Annotated in this window: 21 protein-coding genes and 1 pseudogene; 21 read left to right on the forward strand and 1 reads right to left on the reverse strand. The window is 52.6% G+C overall.

Going from position 1 to position 26,896, the window contains the following annotated elements; genetic code table 11:
* The first annotated feature begins 7 nt into the window (after positions 1-7).
* The 21 genes and pseudogenes from GD630_RS02555 (at position 8) to GD630_RS02655 (ending at position 24,590) form a co-directional block, all read left to right on the forward strand.
* Positions 8-1,207, forward strand: a complete 1,200-nt coding sequence (locus tag GD630_RS02555; protein WP_117737026.1) for a BACON domain-containing protein — start codon at positions 8-10, stop codon at positions 1,205-1,207.
* 6 nt (positions 1,208-1,213) lie between these two features.
* The gene (locus GD630_RS02560) at positions 1,214-1,678 is read left to right on the forward strand and encodes an N-acetylmuramoyl-L-alanine amidase (protein WP_007562507.1); all 465 of its coding nucleotides are present in this window, start codon (positions 1,214-1,216) and stop codon (positions 1,676-1,678) included.
* Positions 1,679-1,693: 15 nt separating this feature from the next.
* Positions 1,694-2,083, forward strand: a complete 390-nt coding sequence (locus GD630_RS02565) for a hypothetical protein (RefSeq protein WP_007562505.1) — start codon at positions 1,694-1,696, stop codon at positions 2,081-2,083.
* A 28-nt stretch (positions 2,084-2,111) separates the two neighbouring features.
* Positions 2,112-2,591, forward strand: coding sequence for a hypothetical protein (locus tag GD630_RS02570; RefSeq protein WP_007562503.1), 480 nt, complete (start codon positions 2,112-2,114; stop codon positions 2,589-2,591).
* Complete coding sequence (locus tag GD630_RS02575) at positions 2,557-2,883, forward strand: hypothetical protein (protein ID WP_224205180.1); 327 nt, start codon at positions 2,557-2,559, stop codon at positions 2,881-2,883. The genes GD630_RS02570 and GD630_RS02575 overlap by 35 nt, the downstream gene beginning before the upstream one ends.
* Complete coding sequence (locus GD630_RS02580) at positions 2,880-3,455, forward strand: hypothetical protein (protein ID WP_005798256.1); 576 nt, start codon at positions 2,880-2,882, stop codon at positions 3,453-3,455. The genes GD630_RS02575 and GD630_RS02580 overlap by 4 nt, the downstream gene beginning before the upstream one ends.
* A 3-nt stretch (positions 3,456-3,458) precedes the next feature.
* On the forward strand, positions 3,459-3,947 hold the full coding sequence (locus GD630_RS02585; RefSeq protein WP_005798252.1) for a hypothetical protein: 489 nt from the start codon (positions 3,459-3,461) through the stop codon (positions 3,945-3,947).
* Positions 3,948-3,985: 38 nt separating this feature from the next.
* A complete protein-coding gene (locus tag GD630_RS02590) occupies positions 3,986-4,192 on the forward strand; it encodes a hypothetical protein (protein WP_007562496.1) in 207 nt (68 codons plus the stop codon).
* Positions 4,189-7,836: a viral A-type inclusion protein gene (locus GD630_RS02595; protein ID WP_032569711.1), complete on the forward strand. Its 3,648-nt coding sequence runs from the start codon at positions 4,189-4,191 to the stop codon at positions 7,834-7,836. Before GD630_RS02590 ends, GD630_RS02595 begins: the two co-directional genes overlap by 4 nt.
* A 1-nt stretch (position 7,837) precedes the next feature.
* The gene (locus tag GD630_RS02600) at positions 7,838-8,302 is read left to right on the forward strand and encodes a hypothetical protein (RefSeq protein ID WP_005798248.1); all 465 of its coding nucleotides are present in this window, start codon (positions 7,838-7,840) and stop codon (positions 8,300-8,302) included.
* Positions 8,303-8,323: 21 nt separating this feature from the next.
* Positions 8,324-12,304, forward strand: coding sequence for a hypothetical protein (locus tag GD630_RS02605; RefSeq protein ID WP_143865089.1), 3,981 nt, complete (start codon positions 8,324-8,326; stop codon positions 12,302-12,304).
* A 13-nt stretch (positions 12,305-12,317) separates the two neighbouring features.
* On the forward strand, positions 12,318-12,605 hold the full coding sequence (locus GD630_RS02610; RefSeq protein WP_005798244.1) for a hypothetical protein: 288 nt from the start codon (positions 12,318-12,320) through the stop codon (positions 12,603-12,605).
* Entirely contained in the window at positions 12,602-13,321 is a 720-nt protein-coding gene (locus tag GD630_RS02615) for a hypothetical protein (RefSeq protein ID WP_007571287.1), read from the forward strand. The genes GD630_RS02610 and GD630_RS02615 overlap by 4 nt, the downstream gene beginning before the upstream one ends.
* A 2-nt stretch (positions 13,322-13,323) precedes the next feature.
* Positions 13,324-13,512 (forward strand): hypothetical protein, encoded by a 189-nt coding sequence (locus GD630_RS02620; protein ID WP_007562482.1) that lies wholly within the window; start codon positions 13,324-13,326, stop codon positions 13,510-13,512.
* Between the two features lie 25 nt (positions 13,513-13,537).
* Positions 13,538-20,078 (forward strand): annotated as a pseudogene (locus GD630_RS02625) (hypothetical protein).
* 129 nt (positions 20,079-20,207) lie between these two features.
* Positions 20,208-20,441, forward strand: a complete 234-nt coding sequence (locus GD630_RS02630; protein WP_007562474.1) for a hypothetical protein — start codon at positions 20,208-20,210, stop codon at positions 20,439-20,441.
* A 375-nt stretch (positions 20,442-20,816) separates the two neighbouring features.
* A complete protein-coding gene (locus GD630_RS02635; protein ID WP_007562471.1) occupies positions 20,817-22,118 on the forward strand; it encodes a reverse transcriptase domain-containing protein in 1,302 nt (433 codons plus the stop codon).
* Positions 22,115-22,600: a DUF4376 domain-containing protein gene (locus GD630_RS02640; RefSeq protein WP_007562469.1), complete on the forward strand. Its 486-nt coding sequence runs from the start codon at positions 22,115-22,117 to the stop codon at positions 22,598-22,600. The genes GD630_RS02635 and GD630_RS02640 overlap by 4 nt, the downstream gene beginning before the upstream one ends.
* A 185-nt stretch (positions 22,601-22,785) precedes the next feature.
* On the forward strand, positions 22,786-23,028 hold the full coding sequence (locus GD630_RS02645) for a hypothetical protein (RefSeq protein WP_007562467.1): 243 nt from the start codon (positions 22,786-22,788) through the stop codon (positions 23,026-23,028).
* Positions 23,029-23,094: 66 nt separating this feature from the next.
* Positions 23,095-23,733, forward strand: coding sequence for a thymidylate synthase (locus tag GD630_RS02650; RefSeq protein ID WP_007562465.1), 639 nt, complete (start codon positions 23,095-23,097; stop codon positions 23,731-23,733).
* Positions 23,730-24,590, forward strand: a complete 861-nt coding sequence (locus GD630_RS02655) for a DNA adenine methylase (RefSeq protein ID WP_007562461.1) — start codon at positions 23,730-23,732, stop codon at positions 24,588-24,590. The genes GD630_RS02650 and GD630_RS02655 overlap by 4 nt, the downstream gene beginning before the upstream one ends.
* An 86-nt stretch (positions 24,591-24,676) precedes the next feature.
* Here the strand turns inward: GD630_RS02655 and ltrA are convergent, their stop codons facing one another.
* Positions 24,677-26,317, reverse strand: a complete 1,641-nt coding sequence (gene ltrA / locus GD630_RS02660; RefSeq protein ID WP_182505691.1) for a group II intron reverse transcriptase/maturase — start codon at positions 26,315-26,317, stop codon at positions 24,677-24,679.
* Positions 26,318-26,896 lie beyond the last annotated feature (579 nt).

The following is a 26,896-nucleotide window of genomic DNA, read 5'->3' on the forward strand; positions in this document are numbered from 1 at the left end:
TTGAACTATGGCAATAATTGTAAGAAACACGAATTACAGCGGCGAGGTACTGGAACAGTTGCTGACGCTTGCCGCTACGAGCAATGAGATTGTGGAAAAGGGGCTGATCATGGTGATTCCCGGTGTGGAGAAGAAAATCAGCCTGCCGCGCCTGAAGACCGGCAAGATGCTCCAGAAGCGCAAGGAGAACCCCGGCGTGGAGGATTCGAAGGGCAACTTCAACTACGACGAAAAGAGTCTTGACCCGGTGGACTTCATGGCCTTTACGGTGTTTAACCCCCGCACGTTCGAGAACATCTGGCGCAAATGGCAGCCGAAGGGCAACCTGGTATTCTCGGAACTTCCGCCCGAAGCGCAGAACGCCCTGCTTGCCGAGTTGGCCAAGCGGGTACAGTTTGAACTGGGTGACCACTATGTGAACGGTGAATATGGGGATGATGACGACCACTTGTTTAACGGCATCCTGACCCAGATGGCCAAGGATACTGAGGTGATTGTGGTGGACAGCGCAGAATCGACCATGCTGGGCAGACTGAAAGCCATGCGTGCGAAGATTCCCGTGGCCATCCGCAACAACCCGGACCTCCGCATTCTGATGAGCGTGAACGACTTTGACAAGTATGATGACGAGCTGACCCAGCGCGAGTCCAAGAACACGAGCGAAACCGATGTGAATGCCCGTCGCTACAAGGGCATTACCATTGAGACGCTTGCGGCCTGGCCCGATGATCTGATTGTGTGCACCCTCTGTTCGCCCGATGCCGGCGGCAACCTGTTTGCGGCTGTGAACCTGCAGGACGATGAAGACGTGATTCAGATTGACAAGATCTCGAACGCGAGCGAACTGTACTTCTTCAAGATGCTGATGAAGGCTGACACGAACATTGCCTTCGGTGAAGAAGTGGTGGTGCTGGACAAGCGAAGCAACCCCGTGTTCAAGGCGAGCGAGAAGAAGATTTCAGTTGACCCTGCCAGTGTGACCCTTGAGGCAACCGGTGGCAGTGAAGAAGTGACCGTGACCGCCAGCGGAGAATATGAGATAGGCAGTGCCCCTGCCGGCTTCAAGGTGGAAGCGACGGATAAAGGCGTGAAGATTTCGGCCGGTGCAAACAGTGGCAGTCAGAAAACCGGTACACTGACCCTTACGCTCAATGCCGACCGCAGCAAGACGGCCAAGATTACCATTACCCAAAACCAGAAAGAATAAGATGGTATGGCAAAATTGAAGTATCTGGTAATTCACTGTACGGCAACCCCGGAGGGGCGTGAGGTATCATCGGCGGACATCCGGAAGTGGCACACTTCGCCCGTAAGCCAGGGTGGCAGAGGTTGGAAACAGGTGGGCTACACCGACCTGTTCCACCTGCAGGGCGGTGTGGAACGCTTGGTGAACAACAACGAGGATGCGCAGGTGGATCCCTGGGAAGTGACCAACGGAGCCAAGGGGTACAACAGCGTGAGCCGCCACATTGTGTATGCCGGCGGTGTGGCCAAGGACGGCAAGACCCCGAAGGACACCCGCACCGGCTGCCAGAAAAAGGCACTGGAGAAGTATGTGAAGGACTTCCATCGCAGATTCCCGGATGTGCGCATTGTGGGACACAACGAGCTGGCGGCCAAAGCCTGCCCCAGTTTCGATGTACAGAAATGGCTGAAAGAAATAGGTATTAACCAATAATAAAAGAAGCAATCAATGAAACGAATTATGCTGTTTATGATGCTGATGCTGGGAACAGTATCGGCTGTGATGGCCCAAGGGGCCGATGTTCCGGCAACGGACTATGACGCAATGATTGGCACCTTTGCCGGTTTCGTCGGCGGTGTGGTGGTGCTTACTGAAGGGTTGAAAGGTTTGTTCCCCAACATGAAAGGCTGGGTGACGCAGCTGGTGAGCTGGTGTGTGGGCTTGGTGTGCGCGATGCTACTGTGGTGGCTTGATGCCGGATTTGTGAGTGATGTGAGCTGGGACATTGCCTTGCTCTATGGTTTTGGTGCCTCACTTGTAGCCAATGGGGTAGCCGACACGGGACTGGTGCAATGGGTTATCGGACTATTCCGAAAGAAACGCGAGGAAGCAGAATAAAAGGTTGACTGACTAAAAAACGGGTGGTATGGACTTTAGCGAGATCATGAACATTATTCTTAGCGGCGGCCTTGTGGGCACTGCAGCAGCCATCGGTTCCCTGCGTGCTACGGTGAGGAAAGCGAAAGCGGAAGCGATGAAAGCCGAAGCCGACGCAGAGGGTGTGCGTGTGGATAACGCAGAACATGCCACCCGCGTTTTGGTGAGCAATATTGTGGTACCCTTAAAAGAAGAACTGAATGCAACAAGAAAAGACCTGCAGGCCAACAAGCGCGAAATGGCGCGACTGCGCAAGGCCATTGACACTGCCAACAGTTGCCGCCATCATGATGACTGTCCTGTGCTTGGCGGGCTGCGCAAGCAGCAGGAAGAGCACGACGGTGGAGAAGATACAGACGGAATCGGCAAGCACCGACAGCGCGAGCGGAAGCCGACGGGCGGGACTGGTGATGGCGGGTATACCGGCGAGTTCGGTGAAGCTGTCTATACCTGCGGACAGCCTCCGTAAACTTCCTGAAGGTGCCGTGTACCGTGGCAAGAGCGGACAGGCGAATCTGACCGTAGGCAGCGACGACAGCGGGAACATCGTGGCCGAAGCCTCGTGTGACAGTCTGCAGCAGCTGGTGCTATGGTATGAAGAAGAGCTGGCGCGCATCCGTAGCGAAACCAAGAGCGAAATTTCAAATGACGTTCAAACAGTAGAAAAACGCCCTCCGAACCGGATGCGGACGTTTATCACAGGTGTATTGGCCGGCTTATTGGCCGGTGTGTTATTAACCATCAAACTTTATAAACGATGAACAAGAATTTCATGTACGGCATAGGAGCCGTAAAGTATAAGGATTTCACAATCGGGTATATTGAAAAGAACTCGTTTGACCTGGGCGGCAAGAAACCCGAGGCCGCGAAGATCGAGGCCGAACAGGTGCAGGGTGCCCCGGTGCTGGTCATCCCACAGAGTAACGGCGGCATCGCCCCGACGTTCAATGTGATCCAGATGAACTATTCGAACCTGCACAAACTGCTTGGCGGCAGCCTGCATTATAAGAAAGAAGACTCGGAAAAGAAAACTCCGATCGGCTGGACAGCCCCGTCGGAGGTGCTTGTCATGCAGGGACCATGGGAACTCTCCCTCGTGTCCGGACAGAGTGTACTGATTCCCAACGCCACGCTGCTTTCCAATCCTGCAGGCAAGCTGACCCTTACAGAAACCTCCAAGATAGAGGTTACGCTCGAAGTGGCGATGCCGGAGGACGGTTCGCAGCCTTACGGCGTGTTCGATACGGAAGCAATACCGGACGAGTGGGGGCAGTACAAGCTGCCGCCGGCGGAAGCCGCGGCTGCAGCATCGCTCCAAAGTGAGGAGGGCTAACGTATGGCTGACCGTTTGGAACAACTGATAGAGATGGAGTGTGCGGACGCGCTGCTTGACAGCGGCGTGTCCGTACCTCTTAAAAGGTGGAAGCTTCCGTGGCTGAAACGCCCGGTGGAGGTGCGTGTGACGATGAAGCGTCCGAGGCTGCGGGGTCAGATTCTGCTGGCGCGGGAATACCTGAAGACGGGTGTCAAACCCGATTGGCAACCGAAGGACAAGACCGAGGAACTGGCCTTTGTGGCGGAGCATGGTAAGGCTGTGAGCCGCCTGCTGGCCTATACGGTATGCCGGGGATACGTGTCGCGGCACGTGGGCATCGGGGTGACAGCGTGGGTACTGCGGAACTTTGTGGAGTGGCGTTATCTGACGGCCATGTTCCGAACATTCGAGCGTCTGATGGGCACGAAGGATTTTATGCGTATTATCAGCTCGACAGCGCGGGCGAACCCGATGACTCCGAGACTGAGCCAGGCAAGGAAGGGGAGTTAAGAACCCGGTATGAAGGTTCCCATAGCCCTTTCGGCTTCGTGTGGCAGATTGCATCGGCGACCGGCTGGAGCGTGGATTACATCCTTGATGGGGTGAATTACCAGACGCTGATCATGATGCTGAGCGACGCGCCGCGGTATGTGCGGAAAAAGCAAGGCGGCGGAAACGGTGCTCCCAGACCGGAACACAGCGCCGAGGATGAAGCGAACGATATAGTAGGATTTTTTCAAAGCAAACTGGAATGAGCAAACCTGTAGAAGTTGAATTTTTGATGAAGGACAAACTCACGCCCGGCATGAACAAGGCCGAACGTGAGGCGCTGGAACTGCGTAATACCGTCAGGCTGCTGGAGGCTGAACTGGAAAGGCTGCGCCTTGCCGGGGAGACGGCTGCCCCCAATCTGGACCAGAGTGCCAATATCGCGCAGATCCATGCACTGGAGAAGCAGCTTGAGGAATTGCGCGGCAAACTGAAACTGCTGCAGGAGGAATCGGAATCCGTGCAGGTCACCCCTGCAGACATGCCCAATGCACAGCGCCAGTTCAACGGGCTTCACAACAGCATCCAGCAGATGGCCCGTGAAATGCCTTCCTTGGCCATGGGACCGCAGATGTTCTTTCTGGCCATATCCAACAACCTGCCGATTTTTACGGACGAACTGGCCCGTGCCCGTAAGGAATATGATGAGCTGCAGAAGTCAGGCAAGAAAGGCACACCGGTATGGAAACAGGTCCTGTCCTCGCTCTTTTCCTGGCAGACGGCCATGACCACCGGCATCATGCTGCTGGTAATGTACGGTGATGAAATCTGGGATTGGACGAAAAACCTGTTCAGTGCCAAAAAAGGCGTGGATGAATTCAACGTATCAGTCAAGGAAATGACCGAGATAGAGAAGGACGGCCGTGCCCAGATGGTGCGTACCCGCTTCGAACTGAAATCGGTCATCGATGAAATAAAGAACTTCACCGGCAGCAAGGAACAGGAAAAGGCGAAGGTAGAGGAACTGAACCGCAAGTACGGGGAATCTTTCGGGTATTATAAAACACTTTCCGAATGGTATGATACCCTTATCCAAAAGAGCGAGGACTATGTACAGGTCCTGCTGCACCAGGCCAATGTCCAGAACCTTGTAAAAAAAGCTGCAGAAGCCGATGAAGAGGTGAATAAAATCAAGGCGCAGAAACCGGAAGAGGCGGAAAGCGCCATGGGTTTTTTCGGGAAATGGGGACAATATATCATGCAGTCAAGCATGGCAGAATCCGGGCAGTTCTATGATGCACAGGCTGCCATTAAGAAACATGATCAGGAAGCTTATGACATACTGTTGAAAAATGCCGAAAACAAACGCGACGGTTATCTGAAAAAAGCGGAGGAAGAGGTAAAGAAAGCGGCAGAAGCAGCCAAAAAAGGAAATATCGGCGGACATACCGACCCCGAACAGTCCGGGAAGAATCCGGAAGCGGAAGCCAAGCAACGGCTTGCCACAGAGCGCAGGCTGGCGCAGGATCTTGCCGCCCTGCAGGCCGAGAACCGGAAGGAAGAGATAGACCGTATGCAAGCCGGTACCGAAAAGAAACTGGCACAAATCGAATATGACTATAACGCCCGGAAAGAAGAAATAAACCGGCAGGAAGCCGACTGGAAGCGTGAGAACAAGGAAGCCGGTCTTTCCACCGGAGATAACGGACTTACCCGGGAGCAACAGGATGAACTTGAAAAAGCCCGTGCCTCAAACACCGAGTCAAGGAAAAAAGCGGAGGCGGACGTGTACAGGGAAGAGGCGGAAGCCATGCGTGACTATCTGAAGGAATACGGGACCTTCCAGCAGCAGAAACTGGCCATCGCTGAAGAATATGCCGAGAAAATCCGCAAGGCACAGTCCCAGGGCGAAAGGCTGACTTTGGAGAAGCAGCGTGATGCGGCTGTGCACAAAGTGGACATGGAAGCCCTTACCCAGAAGATAGACTGGGGAGCAGCGTTCGGGGATTTGACCGGTCTGCTTGCAGACCAGATGAAGAACCTGCTTGGCGAGCTTAAACAGTATGTCAAGACGGATGAGTTCAAAAAAACGGGAGCCGCAGACCAGCAGGTCGTTTACGATGCCATCGAACGGATTCAAAGCATGCTCCCCGGTGGCAACGGGACATTGGATTTTGCCCGGCTGCAAACGCAGATGCACGCTTTGGGGGATGCCGTAACACGCGTGCAAAATGCGGAACTGCAGCAGGAAGCGGCATTCATTCGGTTAAAAGCAGCGCAGACCGATTACAACAAGGCTCTTGAAAGCGGTAACCAGGCAGAAATAGAACGTACTAAAATCGCTCTTCAAATGGCCCAATCGTCCAGCATTTCAGCTGACGAAGAATACCTGAACGCCACCTCTGAAATGAAGGCGCTTGCCGGGGAGGTGAAAAGTGCCTCCCGGGACACGGTTGACGGGTTGAACATGGTATCCGACGGGTTGCACGGCTTTGCGAGCGGAACCTTGCAGGGATCATTTGAAGGAATCCAGAACATGCTTACCGGTCTTTCAAAACTGAATATCGGAGGCAAGGTCGGCGATGCCATCAGCCGGATGTCCGAAACCCTGTCAAGTGCCGGAGTCATCGGACAAATCATATCGGCCATTCTCTCCATACTGGATTTGCTGAAAGACGGTATTGGCCCGATTATCTCATCATTGATAGATACCATTTTCAATGCGATAACCGGAATACTCGACAATATCCTCAGCGGAGACCTGTTCAAACAGATAGGCGGTTCCCTTGTGAATGGTATCGGAGGACTGCTGAACACGGTGTCTTTCGGAGGTTTCAACAAACTGTTCGGCATCGGCGGGAACGCCAGGGAAGTGCAGGCGGCTATAGACCGTCTTACGGACCGGAACGAGAAACTGCAGACTTCCATCGAAGACCTGACCGATACCATTAAGGCAAGCAAGGGGACAAAATCGGTGGAAGCTTACCGGGATGCTTACAAATACCAAAAAGAAACGAATGCAAACTATCTGCAGATAGCAAAGGAACAGGCACGCTACAGCGGAAGTCACCACAGCTGGAACTACTACTGGGGCGGTTTCAACCAGGCACAGATAGACAAACTGAGCGGACAGATCGGCCGCCAGTGGGACGGGAACCTGTGGAGCCTGAGCCCGGAGGAAATGAAGGCACTGCGCAGCAACGTGGATATGTGGACGCAAATCCAGAATACCGGTAAGGGAGGCTATGGCGGGCGACTGACCGAGAAACTGGATGACTACATAGACCAGGCCGGCAAGCTGGAGGAACTGACCGACCAGCTGTATGAAGGGCTGACGGGCATTTCGTTCGACGGTATGTACAGCAGCTTCATCGACAACCTGATGAACATGAAGTACGGTGCCAAGGATGCGGCGGAGGATATATCCGAGTACTTCATGCGGGCGATGCTGAGCAACAAGATCGGTGAGATGTACAGCGACAAACTGAAAGGCTGGTGGGAGAAGTTCGGCAAGGCCATGGAGGACAACGAACTGACCGAGGCGGAACGGAACGCGCTGATGGAAGAGTACATGCAGTATATGGATGAAGCCCTTGCCCTGCGTGACAACCTGGCGGCAGCCACCGGTTATGACAAGACGCAGCAGGGCGGTACGAGCCAAAGTGCGAAAGCGGGCGGCTTTACGGCCATGACGCAGGACCAGGGCACGAAACTGGAGGGCATGTTCACCGGCGGGCTGCAGCACTGGAGCAGCATGGACGACCGGCTGGAAAGCGTGGTGGAGAAGATGGACACGGCTGAAGGGCATCTGGCCCGGATAGCCGAGAACACCGGTGTGAGCGCCGGACACCTGGGCGAACTGAAGGAAGTGATAAAGAAAATGATACGTGACGGACTAAAAGTGAAGTGATATGGGCAATATACTGAGCGGACTGGTGCTGGTGAACGGCACGGACATCTGGACGGAATACGGCGTGTTCCTGGTGGAAGACCGGCGCGGGGGCATGGAGAACCTGACGGCCATCCTGACCCCGAGCAAGGCCAAGAAGGATACGGCTGTGGACATACGGGAAGAGCACGGGGAAAAATACAGCCCCGTGCTGACCCCACGGAATGAAGCGCGTGACGTGACGCTGCATTTTGCGCTTTACAACAAGACCCAGGCAGGCTGGATGAAGCAGTACTTTGCCTTTGTGAATTTCCTGAAGCAAGGGAAGGACGGCTGGCTGGAGATCCGTTTCCCCCAGCTGGATCTGCAGCTGCGGGTGAAGTATGCCGACTGTACGAAGTTCACCCCGCTGACCTATCTGTGGACGGAAGGTGTGCATGCCGGAAAGTTCCGGGTAAAGTTCCGGGAACCGAAACCGATTATATAACCATTCAAACGCTATTGGAATATGCTTATAACGATATATGATAAAGCCGGAACCAAGCGTGCGGATGTGGCCGTGAACGACAGCTCGACGCAAAGCAAGGAAGTGCAGGGAGACAATGTGCTTTCCCTGTCGTTCAGCTATTATGCCTTCCTGCCCCTGGACGTGAACGACTACACGGACTATCTGGGCGAACGGTACTGGCTGACAGAACGCTACACGCCGAAGCAGGTGAGCGATGGTGAATGGGAGTATAACCTGAAGCTGTACGGTATCGAGAGCCTAATCAAGCGGTTCCTGGTGCTGGAGACGACGGACGGGGACACCAACCCCCTGTTTACCCTGACGGCCACGCCCCGCGAGCATGTGGCGATGGTGGTGAAGGCTATCAATAACGGCATGGGCCACATTACTGACTGGAAGACGGGTACGGTGGAAGGTACGGAGCTGATCACGATAGACTACGAGGGGATGTACTGCGACGAAGCGCTGAAAGCCATCGCGGAAAAGGCAGGCGGCAAGGTGGAATGGTGGGTTGAGGGGCAGACTGTGAACGTGTGCCGCTGCGAACACGGGGAAGAAATCACCCTTGGCTATGGCAAGGGGCTGACCTCCCTGGAAAGAGATACGAGCAACACGGCCAAATTCTATACGCGCCTGTTCCCGGTAGGCTCGACCCGCAACATCGATGCGGAGAAATACGGCAGCCCGCGTCTGATGCTTCCCGGCGGCAGGAAGTACATCGAGCAGGGCGTGGAGGAATATGGCATCTATGACCATTACGAGCAGGATGCTTTCAGCGGCATCTTCCCCCGTCGGGTCGGTACGGTGAGCTCGGTTCGCAGCGAGGAGGTGGCAGACGATGAAGGAAACAAATTCACCGTCTATTATTTCCGGGACGGGGAACTGGACTTTGACCCTAACCTGTACGAGCTGGCCGGAGAAACCAAACGTGTGTCGTTCCAGACGGGCGACCTTGCCGGACTGGGAGAAAGCGATGACCACTACTTTGAGGTGAACTACGACAGCGCGGCACGTGAATTCGAACTGATCACCATCTGGCCCTACGATGACGACACCCAGCTGCCGGGCGGCAAGCTGGTGCCCCGAGCAGGCGACACCTATATCCTGTGGAATATCCGGATGCCGGATGAGTATTACCGGCTGGCCGAAGAGGAGTTTGCGGTTGCGGTGGACGAGTACAACCGGGACCACTGGCTGGACATTGCCGCCTACAAAGCCCCGACAGACCCGGTATACATCGAGGAGCACGGCATAGACCTGTTTGTGGGCAGACGGGTGAAGCTGGAGAGCCGGAAGTATTTCCCGGAAAAAGGCTACCGTCAGAGCCGTATCACCAAGATCAGCCGCAAGGTGAACGAACCCGGGCAGATGGACATCGAGATAAGCGATGCGCTGCAGGTGGGCAAGTTCGACAAGGTGACGGACAGCATCGGTGCGCTGAAAAGCTATACGAAATCAAAGACGGAAGGCGCTGCCCTTCCGGACATCATACGAAGCTGGGACAAGACGCTGCCCACGGACAACAACCTGTTTTCCGCCCGGCGCAGCCAGAAAGAGTTCCTGAGCAAGAACCAGCCGGACACAGCCAAAGAGTCCATCCGCTTCCTGAAGGGTGTGAGCTTTGGCGAGGCTGCTGGCGGCAAGCCCTGCGGCATCGTGGATGGTGAGGGCAATGCCGAATACTTGACTGCCGTGATCCGCGAACTGCTGCGCAGCACGGAGTTTGTGGACGGGCTGACCGGTGAGGGCTGGCAGCTGTGGATTGACCAGCTGACCGGACTGACAAACCTGACGGTGGACAAAGTGACTGCCCGGCAAAGCCTGGTGGCGCTGGAACTGCTGATCGAGAAGGTGCGCAGCGTGTGCGGCCAGCTGGTGGTGTCCGCTGCCAACGGCAAGATCAAGGACGTGGTGAAGCAGGGCGACAACTACCGCATCGTGTTTGAGCAGGAATCGGGCTTTGTGGCCCATGACCTGATGCGCTGTGCGGTTACGGGTGGTAAGAAACTAAAAGCATACTGGGTGGAGGTGGCTTCGGTGATAGCCGGCGGTGTACTGGTCCCGGTAAGCGAGTTTGGCGGGGTGAAGCCGGAGGCAGGCGATGAGTGCGTGCTGATGGGCAACACCGAAACCCCGCTCCGGCAGAACCTTATATCCATTGCGGCCACGGAGGACGGACAGCCCCGTATCGACATTCTGGACGGTGTGAAGGCCAAGAACTTCAACGGCTGCCTTCGTTGCCGGCTGGGTAAGCTGGACGGCATCAGGAGCAGCGCTTTCCCGGCAGACAAACAGCCGAAAGGAAACGGCCTGTATGCCGACAACGTGTGGCTGAAGGGTACGTTCGTGTTGATGACGGGCGAGGACATCCTGACGCGGTTTGAGATAACCGAGGGGAAAATCCATTCAGCCGTGGAAAGCTTGCGCAAGGAAATACGCGAAGAACAGAGTTATCTGGACAACAGCAGTTTTGCCGACGGCATGGACAAATGGAAGACGGGCAGCAAGGCTACGCTGTTCACCCTGGGCGGACGCTGGATCTGGGCGAACGGCGGTCCTTACGGTACGAAGCCGGACGGCCATGCCGAGATACGGACCGACGGCAAGGTGCCTTATGCCTATATCCGGAACAGCTATATCATGCAGAAACTGGAGGACTTCCGGCTGGTACCGGAGTACCGGCAGACGAACAGCCAGGGCGAACGGGTGCCCGGCGTGGTGTATCTGTCGTTCAGCTACCGGGTTATCAAGGCCGGAAGGTTGAAAATAGAATTTGTGAACGCTGATAAGACCGGGTTTGAGAACTTCAACATGTTCGGCCATGAAGAGGACCTGCCCGTTGGCGGTGAGAAGATGTTCACGTTGGACGGACTTTGGAACGGCACTGGCGACTTCAAGCTGTCGTTTACGGGCGTGATTTACATTTCGCTGCTGGTGTTCAGCACCAACAAGGCGGACGCACTGGCCTATAAGTACCGTACACTGTTCGAACAGAGCGACCGGCTGGTAAAGATTTCAGCGGCGGTCTTCGACAAGGACGGTAATGCGCTGAAAGAGACCGGGCTTGTCATAAAGCCTGAAGGTTCCGGTCTGTATGCGCAGGACAATACAGGAAAGATTGCCCTTATCGGGGTGAGCGTGGAGGAAGAGGACGAGTACGGAAATACCGTGAGCAAAATCAAGCTGACAGCCGACCATATACAGCTGGAGGGACTGGTAACGGCCAACGGCAACTTCAAGATACTGGAAGACGGCAGCATTGAAACGACCAACGGTAAGTTTACCGGAGAGATAGACAGCAGCAAAGGGAAAATCGGCGGCTTTGAGATAGGGAACGGCCGTATCGGTTCTGTGGCCGACTCTCACGGGAGCGGTGGCGGTCTTGCCATTTATGATGATTTTTTCCGTGTCGGCGGCAGCAAAGGATATGTGATGTTCGGTGATGATGTGATACCGTCTTCTGCAGGAGGAGCTTTTACCGCTGTCGGTCGTATCGTGAACTCAGCCCCCAATATATACGGGAATTACGGCTTCGACCAAGCGAACTATGGATTGTTTATAGATGTTACCGGCGGTACGAAGAACTACGGTATCAGCAGCAATGCGGCATTACTTGCCCCGGCGTTTATCAATACGAAAGCCAAGCTGCTTACCTTCGGAAGTGGAAACTACACGGTGGATTTCTCACAACACAATATCATTTTGATGTATTACAATGAACCCAACTACAGTAAGGTAGAGGTTACGCTGCCGTCGGAAAGTTCTGTGACATACAAGTTCGGCATGAGTTACTTGCCTACCGATTTTGCAGCCATTGTCACGTTCAGGGTCAGACCCGGTTCAAAGAATATCATACTAAAAGGTATCTATAACCACAATGAAGATTTGCAAAACTACGAGATGGCATCCGGGGACTCCGTAACGGTACTTATTACAAAAGCGGACGGATTCCGTTACCAGATATTGAATCATTCATCCTAAAAAACAGATATATATGAAAAAGTTAGATTTCAGGAATTTCAGCGTTCCCACCGGAATAACCCGTCAGACGAGGGAGGTTTTCGATGCACGTGAGCAGATAGCCGATTTGCTGTATACGCGTGTCAGTGGCATCAAGGCCCATCGGCTTGCGTTCAAGATTTTCGAGAGTACCGGCGAGACCGAGTTCAGCGATGAGGAAACCGGGATGATACACATGGCGGTGGAACGCTATTGTCTTCCCAATGTGATAGATGCCCTGAACGAAATCCTGGGCGGGTCAGAAACCGATAAAAACGAATGAGTATGGCAGAAATGACACAAGAAGAACTGGTTCAGGAAGTGCTGGACCGTGTACTCCAGAGTTCTACCGGCGTGGAGGACTTGGAGACCGTCACCTCGCTGAGCGGTGTGAAATCACTGCCCGGGGAGAAGGACGGCAAGATGGTGAACGTCCCCCTGGAACTGATAGGGAAGCCTGCGAGCGATGCCGCCGCCCGTGCCGAGGCTGCCGCCAAGAAAGCGGAAGGAGCCGTAGCCGGACTGGAGGAAAAGACCCAGGCCGCCACGGAAGCGGCCACCAAGGCCAACGAAGCGGCAGCCAAGGCAGAAAACGCCGCTGCCAAGGTGGAACAGACTACGGCAGCAGCCATCGGCGGGGCTACCGCACGCTTTTCCTCATGGATGGAAACAGGCAACGTTTTACCTGACAAGAGTACCAAACCGGGCGGCAGCGTAGTGTATGTAGCGGATGCCGGGAAGTTCGCCTACCACATGGACTCCACCCTGTACGGGGACTGGGATGTGGCGGGTGTGCCTCCTGCCGGCATATTCATGAATGCGGACCGGACAGCCATCCTGCCGGACAAGCTCTACCTGCTGGGTGATGCCGTATATACCGGAACAGGCGGCAGCCTGAGACTGCTGGCCTACCGGCATGAGGTGATGAGCGGGGAAGCTTACGAGGCGCTGCAGGACAAGGATGCGAATACGCTGTATCTGATTTATGAGGAGGATTGACGATGATAACCATAGGCGGTAAGGAAATAACGGCTGCGTATGTGGGGAAACGTGCCCTGTCGGCAGTCTATGCCGGGGCAAGACTGGTGTGGTCTGCGATAAGCAGCTGTTTCGGACTTGGATACTGGAAAGGCGACGAGCCGTGGAACGGATCGGACGCATGGAACGGTAGCAGTAAAACTGATAAATGAATGATTATTATAAAAGGACAGTATTATGGCAAAAAGGAAAATAAGCGGAATCATCAACGCGACTGAACATCCGATGAATCTTGAAACACCATGGAATCAGAAACAGCCGGACGGCACCTATCATGCCTATGCAGGCGATGACATCGAAGCGTTCCTGAAGAAGGAACTGTCAAACCGTACCCCTACCGAGGAACTGGTGAGCGGCGAGACGAAACCTCCTACATCCGGAACGGTGTTCGATGCGATGGTGGGTACGGTGACGGACGTGGATGTGCAGGACAGCGAGGACGGCACCCAGTACGTGATGACCGTCAAGCAGAAGGACAACCAGGGCGGCGAGAGCTCGAAGGAAGTGCGCTTTTCCAAGTACACGGACGATGACAAGGTGGTGGTGAACATCGACCTGACGGACAGCGGCGGTGCGGGACTTCCCGCCTCGCAGTATCTGGCACTGGGCAGCGGCTTTGTGGTGAAATACTCCGTAGGTGTGGGCACTGCCGGTGGCGGTACGGTGGACGGCTACAGCGACCTGAAAGCCCGCGTGATCGTGAAACGCGGTTCGACCGTCATCAGTGAGTTCCGGGATGCGGAGTTTGTGGGTGTTACAGCCGGACAGAGCTATACCTTTGACGCTTCGCCCTACCTGAAGGATGCCACTGCCTATACCGTACAGGTGGAAGCGCAGGCAACTTACCAGGACGGCACGCTGATGAAGACGGCCACGGCCAAGGTGACCATGGTGGCCATGGAGCTGGAGACCACCTACTCGGCGGGCAACGGGCTGGCCGACGGGGGATATAAAAATGACGTGAACATCCCCTTTACTGCCAAGGGCACGAGCGGTGAGAAGAACATCTACTACCGCGTGAACGGCGGACAGGCCTTTACCCTCGGTCTTTCGGCCGGCAGCGGTGTGCAGCAGAAGAACGTGACCATCCCCCTGACACAGATGCAGGAGGGTACGAACGTGGTGGAAGCCTACGCGCAGCATGAGAACTCCGGTGTGGTGAGCCGGGTGCATTACATTACGCTGCTGAAGGCAGGCGGAGGTGTGACAGCGTATGCCGGCCTGATGTTCAGCCACCGGGCAGCGGGGTTCCAGCGTGACTGGAAACACCCGGTGCTGGAGGCAGAGCAGTTCACGGCATGGAACTTCACGTATGCCGGCTATGACCGCGATGCGTATACGGCCCGTGTGAAAGTGACCGACCGGGGCAGCGTGGTGAAGGAAGACCTGCTGCAACGCGGTGAGACCGGCAGCTACGGACGGACGAACGTGAACGTGGAACCGTTGGACTACCGTGTGTCATGCGGCGATGCCGTGCTTGAGGTGCAGGTGAACACCACATCGCACCCGGACATTGAAGCCACGCTGGCACCGGATGCCGTGTGTACGTTTGACGCCTTCGGGCGAAGCAACACGGAAAACAACCCGGCAAGCTGGGTGAGCGGTGACAAGCGTATGGAGTTCCGGGACGTGCTGTGGAGCGTGAACGAATATGGTGCCGGTAGCGGCTGGCACAAGGACCGCCTGCTGCTGGCCGGTGGTGCAGGTATGACCCTGACCGCTGACGGCGGTTACCGCCCCTTCAACGAGGCGGACAAGCCCGAGGGATTTGCCATCCGTGACGTGGGCATGACGCTGGAGATAGAATACAGCACGGCCAACGTGACGGATACGGATGCCGAGCTGATCACCTGCCTGGGGCAGCTGGACAACGGCAACCGGTACGGGCTGATTGTGACTCCGGAAGAGGCCAAGTTCCTGACCGGTGTGGTGACCGAGGCGATGGATGCCGGACAGGTGCTGCGCTATGAAGACTCGGTGGGTACCAAGTTCCAGCCGGGTACGAATATCCGCATTACCTACGTGTTCTATCCGAACGTGCAGACCAACGAACAGCGCACGCTGATCGGTTTCTATGTGAACGGTGAAGAGTCGGCTGCTTCCAAGTGGCTCGACAAGGTGAATTTTGACATTCAGAGCCAGTTGGAATTTAAGTCGGCAGGTGCCGACTTGAACGTGAAGAGCGTGCGTATCTATAACAAGGCGCTGACCTCGGACGAGGTGCTGAACAACTACATCGTGGACCGCAACCACCTGGAGGATGCCGACGGGGAACCGGGCGTGCGCTCACTGGATGAGGACAACCGCGTGCTGAATGAAGGAGATACGGTGAGCATGGAGAAGCTGATGGGGCTGATGAAGAAGCGCCGGAACTCGATCCTGGTACTGATAGGCACGGGCAGCGTGGGCAGTGAGGTTCCGAGCGAGAGCGACACGCTGAACGTGGTGGATGCACTGGCCCAGCTGAACGACAAGAAGGCCAATAAACTGGTAAGGGAGGTCCGTTTCTATAACGGAGAGGACAGGACGCTTGACTTTATCCTTACCAACGTATATGTCCGTATTCAGGGTACTTCTTCCGTGAACTATGCCAGAAAGAACTTCCGTTTCTACTTCCAGAAGACGGCAAGCGGCTGGACGGTTACATTGAGCTACGGGGAGATTGACGGAAACGGCAGGCAGAAGAATCCGGTGGTAACTACCGGCAAAAAAAATCTCTTCAAGTTACGCAGGAACTCGGTAGGCGCGAAGCTGGCATGTTCCAAATGCGACTTCTCGGACTCGTCCATGACCACCAATACCGGAGGTGCGAAGCTTATCAATGACGGACTGAAAGAGATGGGGCTGCTTACGCCTGCCCAGCGTTACGCCAAAGACCATGGGCTGGAGGATGATTACCGTTCGGCCATCGACGGCCTGCCGTGCGACCTGTTCGTAGCGAAGAGTGCCGACGAAGACCTGACCTATTACGGCCAGTACAACATGAACAACGAGAAGAGCGACAGCTACCCCATCTTCGGGCAGGATGAGACCATCGGCGGCGAGAAATGGGGCGAGGGCGACACGCTGAACTACCTGGAAGCCGACGAGGAAGGACACAAGCAGTACCTGCCCGTCTGCTTCGAGACGCTGAACAACTCCAATCCGCTGTGCCTGTTCCACTGGTTGCCGAGTACCGAACCGGAGCATAAGGATTTCATGGACTACAACTTTGACGGAGGACTGGAATTTAATCATCCGAAAGATACCTTCTGGTCGGACGGAGGCGGTGACGCGGAGGAAGAACCGAACCTGAAAGACCACCTCGGTACCGGTGACAAGTACGACAAGATGTACAAGGCCACCGACCGCATGATGAGTTTCGTCTACCGGTGCGTAAAGGAAACGCCTGCGGGCAGGAACATGGTTTACAGCACGGAATCCCATTCGTTCGAGGGGGTGGACTATGAGGACGACGGCGACAAGTTCCCTACCGCCAAGTGGCAGAGCGATACGTTCAGGAAAGAGGCCGGGAAGTATTTCGACCTTCCCCACCTGATTGCCTACTATCTGTACGTGCAGTTCAACCTCGGCGTGGACCAGCTTGCGAAGAACATGCTTATCCGCACATGGGACGGTGTGAAATGGTCGATTGACTATTATGACGGCGACTGCCAGCTCGGTTCTGACAACAAGTCGTTCCTGACCGGGAAGTATGACGACAACCGCCAGACGAAGCGCGACGGGGCTTATGTGATGCAGGGTCATAACTCGTGGCTGTGGAACCTCATCGTGGCCAATTGCTGGGACATGATTGTGGAGATTATGGTGAGCGGATGGAACGGGGGCGCAAGCTTCATGAGTGCCTTCAGTATCCAGAAAGCCATTGACCATTTCGATACCGAACAGATGAAGAAGTGGTGCTCGCGCCTCTATAACAAGTCCGGCATCTTCAAATACATCTACCCGTTCCTGAACGAAATGCCGGTGGGTGCTGACGGTGCCAAACAGACCTATCCGCAAATCTACGGTCTGAAGGGTTCGTTGAAAGCACACCGGAACTACTTCATCCAACGCCGGTATGACCTGAAGCAGGTGGAGTACGGCTATGTATCCACGCTGGGTGCCCAGTTCTACCAGAGTACGGCATCGCTGGACAAGGCTTATAAACTGAAACCGATGCAGTACCGGCTGACCATCCCGTACCGTGTGCAGCTCTCCACCAGCAACGGCGTGCAGGCCGACAGCGGCGTGGTGGATGCGGACGTGCTCCATTCCCTGCAGCTGACCCGTGCCTTCGGTGAGAACGACCCGCTGAAGATTATCGGTGCAGCCAAAATCAAGGAGCTGGTATGGCACGAGGATGCGTTCGCAATCGGCTTCAACTTCGGTCTGCTGACCTCACTGGTAAAACTCGACATGAGCGTGGAGAAAGCCAGCGGTTACCGGAACGGCTCGTTCATGGCTTCGACCAATGGTATGCTGCTTCTGGAAGAAGTGAACATGCGGAACAACCGGCTGGCCCGGAACGGGGACAACGGGAATGTGGCCACTTTGGACTTGAGCTGGCAGGGCCGCCTGAAGAAACTGGACGTGAGGGGTACGGGGCTGACCCGTGTGAAACTGGCCACCGGTGCGCCCGTTGTGCAGTTATGCCTGCCGGACACGATTGAGGAACTGTTCCTGGAATATCTGACCAAGCTGTCCGATAGTGGCCTGATACTGGAAGGGATCAATAATGTGCGGGGCTACCGCTACACCAACTGCCCCGGCATCGACGGGTTCGCTATGCTGGAACGCCTGCACCAGGCCAGACTGAACGGCAGCGGCAAGCTGGAGCGCTTCGTGCTGGAGATAGACCGGGAAGACGACGGAACCCTGCTGAAGAAGTATTACGACTACGGAACGTATACACAGACGGGTGCCGTGGATGACCGGCATTCGGGACTGAGGGGCAAGCTGACCCTGACGAAGTATCTGGCCGATGAGGAACTGGAGAAGTATGCCGCCCGTTATCCGGAACTGACCATCAAGCAGCCGCCCTATACGATGATCGAGTTTGACGACAGCGTGGCCGACGATGCCAATGTTTCGAACCTGGACAACAAGACGGGGTACAAATTCGGCAATACGTACAAAATGAGCGGGCATGTGAATGCCATCCTGTCCAAGCGCCACCGCGTATTGGCCAAGGTGACGAAGATGCCCACGAGCCGGAAGGTGGAGATAGCCGGGCAGCAGGTGGAAGTGAACAACCCGGACGGGGAGATGACCTATTTCCCCCTGCATGACGAAAGCTCGAACTTCTATGCCGATGCGGAGGATATGAACGACTGTACGGTGGCGAAGCTGGACGGCAGCGAGGGAGACTGGATGATGTATGAGCCGTTTTACTGGAGCAAAGGCATCAACGATTATTTGAACAACAAGAAGTACGCCTGCTACAGCAGTTATCCGGAGGACGAAATGCCCCCGGTGCCTGAGGCGACGGTACTGACACTGGATGCCATCAAGGAGACACAGGGCGGCTGGCTGGGTGAACGCAAGATCATGAGCGGCAAGCCCACGCTGATGGAATCCTATACGACGGACAAGGCTTATTCCGTGTGCAAAGTGGACGTGTCGGGTTACAGACGTGTCCGCTTCCCGAGCGTTCCAGGAACAGGGCTTATCGGCAGTGTGTTTGCTGATGCGGAGGGAAACATCCTGAAGAGTATTGTGGTGCCGACCATCGGCTTGAAATTTGAAGCCGGCATGTATCTGATAGCAGACGTTCCGGAACGTGCTACAGCCCTGCATTTCTCCATTCTGAACACGGCAGAGTTTGACTGCGTGGTACTGAGCCACAGCGACAAGATAGAGGACATGGAACCGGATTGGGTGGCCAATGAGGAGCATCTGTGTGCCGTTGTGGGCAGTTCGGTGGTGGGCAGTAAACTGCGTGCCTGCATCACCGGAGCTTCGACCACGGCAAGTATGACCTGGACGGACTTCCACTACTACAGCCAGCAGCGGGGTATGCAGCAGATAGATGCGCTGATGCACAGCCGCATCGCGAACCTGAGCTATGCAAAGTACGGGCGCAGGGATATGCAGGAACAATGCGGTGCCGGTCAGCATAACAATAACCGCACAACAGGCGGAACGGCCGAACACGGGATGACAGACACCATCGGCTACGATGAAGCGTATGTCATTAACAACAAAATCACGAATTCGCTGATTGACGGCCTGGTGCACCAGTATGCCTGGTATAAGAGTCGGGACGAATACGGACAGGCGACTGTGGTGCAGGTGAACAATATCTGCTGCCTGGGCTATGAGGACATCTACGGCAACAAGTATGACATGATGGACGGCGTGGATCTGCCGAACGACAGCGGTAACGTGGGCAAATGGCGCATCTGGATGCCTGACGGCAGTATCCGTATGGTACAGGGCAAGAAGGACAGCGGTCAGTGGATTACAGGCGTGGCGCACGGCAAGTATATGGACATGATTCCGGTAGGTAATCTGAACGGATCATCTTCTACTTACTATACCGACATGTACTGGATAAGCACCGCTACGGTCCGTGTGGTCTATCGCGGGTACTATGCGATGCGGTGGCGGTGTGTCGATGCGATGCGAATACGATGCTTCGATACGGTGCGATGTCGGCTCGCGTCTGGCCTTCCGCGGCAAAATCGTCCGGGCGCAAAGCGTGGCAGCGTACAAGGCGATACGCGAGGTGGCGTAAGCGCAAAGCGCCAAAGCGTGGAGCGAAGCGACTAAAACGAAAGAACGGGATTCGGATGGTTTCCGAATTCCATTTAAAAGGTATTCAAATACCGGCGAAGCCGGTCGAAAAAATAGAATTTTGAGGTATATGAAAAAGATTATCGCATTTTTAAAAATGAGTAACCGTTACAAGCATCTTATCGGTGGTTTGATGGTAGGTCTATTGGGATTTACTCCTTGGACGGCCTTTTATGCTGCGGCCATTGCAGCTTCCTGTCTGGAACTGAAAGATACTCTTCGGGGAAGTCCTTGGGACTGGATTGATTGGGGGCTCACCGTCGCGGGTGGCAGTATATCCGTTTTATTTTGGATGATAGTGTAATTCGTTTATCTGTTTTGCCTGTTAAATCAGTAACTTTGCAAGCGGTAGAGTTCCCCAATAGTCCGTGTGGTCTATCGCGGGTACAACAATGCGAATGCGAATGGCGGTGTGTCGAATGCGAATGCGAATAACGATGCTTCGAATACGAATGCGAATGTCGGCTCGCGTCTGGAAATCTAACAAATCGGCGTACAGCAGCGGGGACGTGTCCCCGAAGCGGTGCCGAGGGGAGCAAGCCACAGCAACAGCACCAGAAAAGGTGGAAAGCTGAAAAATCACGCGTCGGGTGGAGTTTGGTAGGCTGTTATCAGTTCGAAGAAGTCAGACCCGGGGAAAGGAAGGCCCTCATCTTCCATGTTTATTAACCAATAGCTTATGCGCAGGGAAGGATATATTATCGAGGAAATCATCGAATACTCCAATATGTCGGAGGCATTCGATTCGGTACTTCGCGGAACCGATCGTAAGAGGTCAAGGCAGGGACGATTCCTGCTTGCCCATAGGGAGAAGATTATCACCGAACTGACGGCTTCCATTGCGGACGGCTCATTCCGGCTGGGCGGCTACCATGAGAGGGAAATTGAAGAATACGGTAAAAAACGTATTTTGCAGATCCTGTCCATGAAAGACCGCATCGCTGTGTTTGCCATCATGAATGTGGTGGACCGCCACCTGCAAAAACGTTATATCCGGACAACCGGTGCAAGCATCAAAAGGCGCGGTACTCATGACCTGATGAACTGCATACGTACCGATTTGCAAAAAAATCCGGAAGGCACGCTTTACGCATACAAATTTGACATCCGGAGGTTTTATGACAATGCGCGGCAGGACTTTGTTATGTGGTGCTTCCGGAGGGTGTTCAAGGACAAAAGGCTGTTGGTCTTGTTGGAGCGGTTTGTTAAGCTGCTGCCGGAAGGTATCAGTTTCGGACTGCGCAGTTCACAAGGGGCAGGAAATCTGCTTCTGTCTGTATTTTTAGACCACTATCTGAAGGATAAGTACGGGGTTCGTTATTACTATCGCTATTGCGATGACGGACTGGTACTCGGTAAAACGAAAGCGGAATTGTGGAAGATTCGTGATGCTGTTCACGGGCAAATGGGAAAAATAGACTTGGAAATAAAGCCGAATGAACGGGTGTTCCCTGTGGAAGAAGGCATTGATTTCCTTGGCTATGTTATCCGTCCCGACTATGTAAGATTGCGGAAACGCATCAAACAGAAGTTTGCCCGGAAAATGCACGAGGTAAAATCGAGAAAAAGACGGCGGGAACTGATTGCCAGTTTCTACGGCATGACGAAGCACGCCGACTGTAATAAGTTGTTTAAAAAATTAACAGGCAAAGAAATGAGAAGTTTTAAAGACTTGAATGTCGCTTACAAGCCGGAAGACGGTAAAAAGCGATTCCCCGGAGTGGTGGTAAGCATCCGGGAACTGGTAAACTTACCCATTGTAGTGAAGGACTTTGAGACCGGTATCAAAACCGAGCAGGGAGAAGACCGCTGTATTGTGGCCATCGAAGTGAACGGCGAGGCAAAGAAGTTCTTCACCAACAGCGAGGAAATGAAGAATATTCTCGCACAAGTAAAGGAAATGCCGGATGGTTTCCCGTTTGAAACGACCATCAAGACAGAGACATTCGGCAAAGGTAGAACCAAATACGTGTTTACATGAGAAGAGTTGAAGGAAGTTCCGGGGTTTCGCTGATGGAATGCACGAACCCGGTTAAAGACAAATGGCGCATCCGATGGGATGTGCAGGAAAAAGAGAACGGCTCTGCCTCCTACATGGAAGAGGAGTTCGGGCATAAGCCTACTGATGAGGAAATCCACACATTGGTTATGTCCTGGTATAACAGCCAGACTGATGCGGCTATCCTATCCGGATTCGCCTATAATGGTGCCCATGTATGGCTTTCTGTGGAGAACCAGTACAACTATAAGGCAGCATACGATTTGGCCGTTCAGACGGGCGGAGAAACCCTGCCAGTGACGTTTAAGTTTGGTTCGGATGAACAACCGGAATACCATACTTTTACTCAGTTAGAAGAACTGAAAGATTTCTATACAAAAGCAGTAGGATTCATTCAGACAGTTCTGGCTGAAGGCTGGGAAAAAAAGGACAAGTTCAATTTGGAATTATATCGGATTGAGTGATTGACAATCCCTTCGGGGGAGGGATAAAAAAAGCCCCCGGCCTGTTAATATAGACGCCAATCATTTATTAACACAAAACGCCACGAGAGTGCGCGACCGGGGGCAATGCCCTCTGCCGCACTCTCGTGGCGTTTTTACGCATTAAATAAATGATTGGCATTGCAAAAGTACAAAAATGATTGGATATGACATTGTTTGAAGCACTTAAATTTAACAGAGAACCGCTTGAAATGCTTATAAGTTTGGGCGGCAAGCAGGATGACCTTCGATTCATAGACTTATATACGGAGTATGAGGTCATGAAAAAACAAGGTGAAAAGACCACTTATGCAGTGGCGTTTTTGGCAAATAAATATTCGGTAAGCGAACGTAAGGTGTATGATGTTATCAAACGGTTTGGAAAGCACTGCACGCTCGGTGCAGTGTGATTGATGTGCCGGGGATGCCTTGTGTTGTCCGGTAGAGCTACCTTTGTACAACCAAAAATAAAGCTCATGAATAAGTATTACCAGACATTAGACAAGATACTCCAAACGGGCAAAATCCAGACCAATAGGAAAGGGCGTATCAAGTATCTATTAAACGAAAGGCTCATGCTAACCCCCGCTGATTTACTTGACATATTTGAAAGCCACGGGATAGCCAGGAAAAAGCTGAAAGAGGAATTGAAACTGTTTATGCAAGGAGTCCGGGATGTGGAAAAATACAAAGAGGCAGGGATTACCTGGTGGGATTATTGCGGCCATACCCTTGTAAACAGCTATCCAACTTACTTTGAAAAGCTTCCACCCCTCATAACCAGGATTAACCGGGAAAAGCGCAACAGCAAGAATTATGTCCTGTTTCTTGGAGAAACCGGGGTGGAAAGCAACCAGGCACCCTGCCTGAGTCTTGTGCAGTTCCAAATTGATGAGGGAGAATTGGTGCTATCTGCATATCAGCGTAGTTCTGATGCGAACCTTGGGCTTCCGGCTGATATTTATCATCTTTATCTGATGGCAAGGCAGGTGGAGCTTCCCCTGAAGTCCATAACCCTTGACCTTGGAAATGTGCATATATATGAAAATAACATTGACCGGACTCTGGAACTGTTATCCGGAGTTGAAAACATTAAATTTGACTTGAACGTATGAAGAATATGAATTTATCTGCACCACTGCCATTTGTAGGCCAAAAAAGAATGTTTGCTAAAGAGTTTATTAAAGTTTTGGAACAGTTCCCTGAAGATACCGTGTTTGTGGACTTGTTTGGCGGTTCCGGACTTCTTTCGCATATAGCCAAAAGAAGCAAGCCCGATGCTACTGTTGTCTACAATGACTTCGACAACTACCGGTTCAGACTGAAAAATATCCCACAGACAAATAAACTGCTTGCCGATATTAGGGAGCTGGTGGGTAATTCGATACCCAAACATAAACCAATTAAAGGGGAACTTAGAGAACGCATTTTTAAACGTATCGAGGAAGAAGAACTAAATGTTGGGTACGTGGATTTTATAACCTTATCATCCTCACTTATGTTCTCCATGAAGTATAAATTGTCTGTAGCCGAAATGCGCAAGGAAGTCCTTTATAACAACATTCGCAAGACCGGTTATCCGGAGTCTTCTGACTACTTAAAAGGGCTTGAAATTGTATCATGCGACTACAAAGCAGTATTCAACCAATATAAGGATGTTCCCGGAGTCGTCTTTTTAATTGATCCGCCTTATCTTTCCACTGATGTTGGTACGTACAATATGTATTGGCGCTTGTCTGATTATTTGGATGTTTTAAAGATACTCGAAAAGCATTCCTTCGTTTATTTCACATCCAATAAATCCTCCATACTTGAACTGTGTGAATGGATTGGAGCAAACAAAACCATTGGCAATCCTTTTGAGGGTTGTACAAAAAAGGAATTCAATGCCCACATGAATTATTCTGCCGAATATACAGACATGATGCTGTATAAGAAACAGGAAAAATTAGTTCATAAAACAGCTGCTTAGCACTGAACAAAGATACAATTTTTCAAGTAGAAGGCCAAACTTTTGAGCCTTATTTTAATGCCGTTATAAAGCCATTTTTTATGAAATTATAAAGCCGAAACAGAGGTCATTACAAAACTTTTGTTTCGGCTTTTTGAGTGTTGCGCGCTTTCCTTTTTTGAACGCTTCGTTTTGTCCTTTTCCCTGAAAATCGAACGCTTCGTTTCGGATTCTGCGGAAATTTGGATTTGCGGATTATACTTACGTCCCTTGAGAGATTCCAGCATTTGTTGCTCCTTTCGCTGAAAGAAATAATCATCGTATTCCGGGTCGAAAGGGTTTGCCTCACCTTTGATTTGCTTGTACGGGGTATAATGTATATCCGACAACCTTTTAAGGGTCAGGTAGTTCACTTTCTTGCTCTTGGTTTCATATTTCCATGCAAACGTCCATTTACGCCCCCGAATTTCATGCCAATATTTGTCTGCAACCCAAGACTTGCGTTTCTTTGGATGGCGACGTAAAGCCCATTTCTTCGTGAGATTGTAAATGTGATTGTCACAACCATGAAAAGCATCGGTTGATGCACCATATCGGTAATAGTTGCCCCAACCTGTGATTACAGGATTAAGCATTCGTATCAGCGATTCCTGCTTACACATTTTATGTCCTTTAACGATGTCACCGATTTTTGCCCTGAAGCGTTTCTGTGCATCTTTGGACGGGGATGTGTATAGCCTTTTGCCAAACTTCCTCACATTGAAACCTAAGAAATCAAAACCGTCGTATATGTTCGTAATGGTAGTTTTCTCTTCGGATAAGGTCAGCCCTCTTTCTTTGAGAAATTCTATCACGATAGGTTTGACTTCGTTTTCCAATAGCTCCTTATCTCGACCTGTGATTATAAAGTCATCCGCATAACGAATAAGGTTTACCTTGTAGTGGAATGTCTTATTGTTGCGCCATAATCTTTTGAATCTTTCAGCCAAGAGTGGTTGAAGTCCGTCAAGTGCTATATTTGCAAGTGTCGGTGATATGATACCTCCTTGTGGTGTACCCTCTTCTGTCGGAAATAGTTTGCCATTGAATACAGCTCCACATTTCAGCCATTTTCTGAGTATCGTCTTATCCATAGGGATATGATTAAGAAGCCAGTCGTGGCTGATATGGTCGAAGCAGCCTTTAATGTCTCCCTCCAAAATCCATTCGGGGGAATGCTGGCGGTTTAGAACCGTATCAATCTGACGGATAGCGTCCATTGTCCTGCGTTTCTTGCGGAAACCATAAGAAAAGCGGTCGCCTGTCGTTTCGGCTATCGGTTCCAATGCCATGAGATATAATGCCTGCATCGCCCTGTCTTTCATTGTCGGTATTCCCAACGGTCGGAGTTTACCGTTCTTTTTCTTGATGTGAACCCTACGAAGCGGCTGCGGATTGTAACCACGACGTTTCAGTTCACCGATTGCTTTGTACTTGCGCTTGGGAGAATCCCAAAGCTGTTTATCTACTCCAGACGTTTTCTTCCCTTTGTTGGAAGTAACCCTCTTTACCGCCAATGCCTTGGCGTAAAAAGAGTGGGTCAGCATCCACTGCAAGGCTTTCACCTTGTTATGTCTGCCTTCCTTTTGAGCCTTTACAATACGCGCTTGTAGCTTTCGGACATAGGCTTCACACTTGGACCAGTCCATGCCGTCCCAAGTTAGATTCCTGCTGTCAGCAGGCGCACACGATGTTTTAGTTTCGTTCATTTGCTTTCCTCCTTTTGAAAGTTCTAAAAGTTATCTTGTAAAGAGTTACCATATACGGAAGTCTGCCCACTTTCGTGTCGGATGATGTCACCAATAACAACCCGTGATGTTGATTCAATCCGTATCCACCCCATTACAGGGTGGCATTCGCTTTTTCCGTTATCTCATACCTGCACCCATTCGGCTTGCCTTGCGGTTCGCTTACTCGCATTCTTACGAGAGAGATACAGGCTTGCCCTGTTCCACGTAATTGACAAACGGATAGTTTAGGTTCTGCCAAGTCCGCCGGCAGTGCTGTGTCCGTGTAACCCCAACATGGGCAAGGGTTATCCGACTGCTTACCTTTTGGTGAGAGCTAAAGTATCTTGCGCTCCTTCAAACCTTACGACGGCTAAAGTCAGTTCACTTACGTTAACCATGCTATCCAGCCTCGCCACTCAACGGTATGATACTAACCGTCCTTGACATTCCCTCACGGTTCAGTCTTGTCCTTTCGGAAAGTGTACTTTGTCCTATAAGCTTGGCACAACCCATCACTGGAGATGCACCTTATAGTAGGCTACCGCTGACGGAACAGCG

Source organism: Bacteroides zhangwenhongii (assembly GCF_009193325.2).
GTDB lineage: Bacteria > Bacteroidota > Bacteroidia > Bacteroidales > Bacteroidaceae > Bacteroides > Bacteroides zhangwenhongii.

Bases quoted from the DNA above. Each gene is read 5' to 3' on its own strand.
- GD630_RS02555 (WP_117737026.1), top strand. From the start codon at position 8: ATGGCAATAATTGTAAGAAACACGAATTACAGCGGCGAGGTACTGGAA.
- GD630_RS02560 (WP_007562507.1), top strand. From the start codon at position 1,214: ATGGCAAAATTGAAGTATCTGGTAATTCACTGTACGGCAACCCCGGAG.
- GD630_RS02565 (WP_007562505.1), top strand. From the start codon at position 1,694: ATGAAACGAATTATGCTGTTTATGATGCTGATGCTGGGAACAGTATCG.
- GD630_RS02570 (WP_007562503.1), top strand. From the start codon at position 2,112: ATGGACTTTAGCGAGATCATGAACATTATTCTTAGCGGCGGCCTTGTG.
- GD630_RS02580 (WP_005798256.1), top strand. From the start codon at position 2,880: ATGAACAAGAATTTCATGTACGGCATAGGAGCCGTAAAGTATAAGGAT.
- GD630_RS02585 (WP_005798252.1), top strand. From the start codon at position 3,459: ATGGCTGACCGTTTGGAACAACTGATAGAGATGGAGTGTGCGGACGCG.
- GD630_RS02595 (WP_032569711.1), top strand. From the start codon at position 4,189: ATGAGCAAACCTGTAGAAGTTGAATTTTTGATGAAGGACAAACTCACG.
- GD630_RS02600 (WP_005798248.1), top strand. From the start codon at position 7,838: ATGGGCAATATACTGAGCGGACTGGTGCTGGTGAACGGCACGGACATC.
- GD630_RS02605 (WP_143865089.1), top strand. From the start codon at position 8,324: ATGCTTATAACGATATATGATAAAGCCGGAACCAAGCGTGCGGATGTG.
- GD630_RS02610 (WP_005798244.1), top strand. From the start codon at position 12,318: ATGAAAAAGTTAGATTTCAGGAATTTCAGCGTTCCCACCGGAATAACC.
- GD630_RS02615 (WP_007571287.1), top strand. From the start codon at position 12,602: ATGAGTATGGCAGAAATGACACAAGAAGAACTGGTTCAGGAAGTGCTG.
- GD630_RS02620 (WP_007562482.1), top strand. From the start codon at position 13,324: ATGATAACCATAGGCGGTAAGGAAATAACGGCTGCGTATGTGGGGAAA.
- GD630_RS02630 (WP_007562474.1), top strand. From the start codon at position 20,208: ATGAAAAAGATTATCGCATTTTTAAAAATGAGTAACCGTTACAAGCAT.
- GD630_RS02635 (WP_007562471.1), top strand. From the start codon at position 20,817: ATGCGCAGGGAAGGATATATTATCGAGGAAATCATCGAATACTCCAAT.
- GD630_RS02640 (WP_007562469.1), top strand. From the start codon at position 22,115: ATGAGAAGAGTTGAAGGAAGTTCCGGGGTTTCGCTGATGGAATGCACG.
- GD630_RS02645 (WP_007562467.1), top strand. From the start codon at position 22,786: ATGACATTGTTTGAAGCACTTAAATTTAACAGAGAACCGCTTGAAATG.
- GD630_RS02650 (WP_007562465.1), top strand. From the start codon at position 23,095: ATGAATAAGTATTACCAGACATTAGACAAGATACTCCAAACGGGCAAA.
- GD630_RS02655 (WP_007562461.1), top strand. From the start codon at position 23,730: ATGAAGAATATGAATTTATCTGCACCACTGCCATTTGTAGGCCAAAAA.
- ltrA (WP_182505691.1), bottom strand. From the start codon at position 26,317: ATGAACGAAACTAAAACATCGTGTGCGCCTGCTGACAGCAGGAATCTA.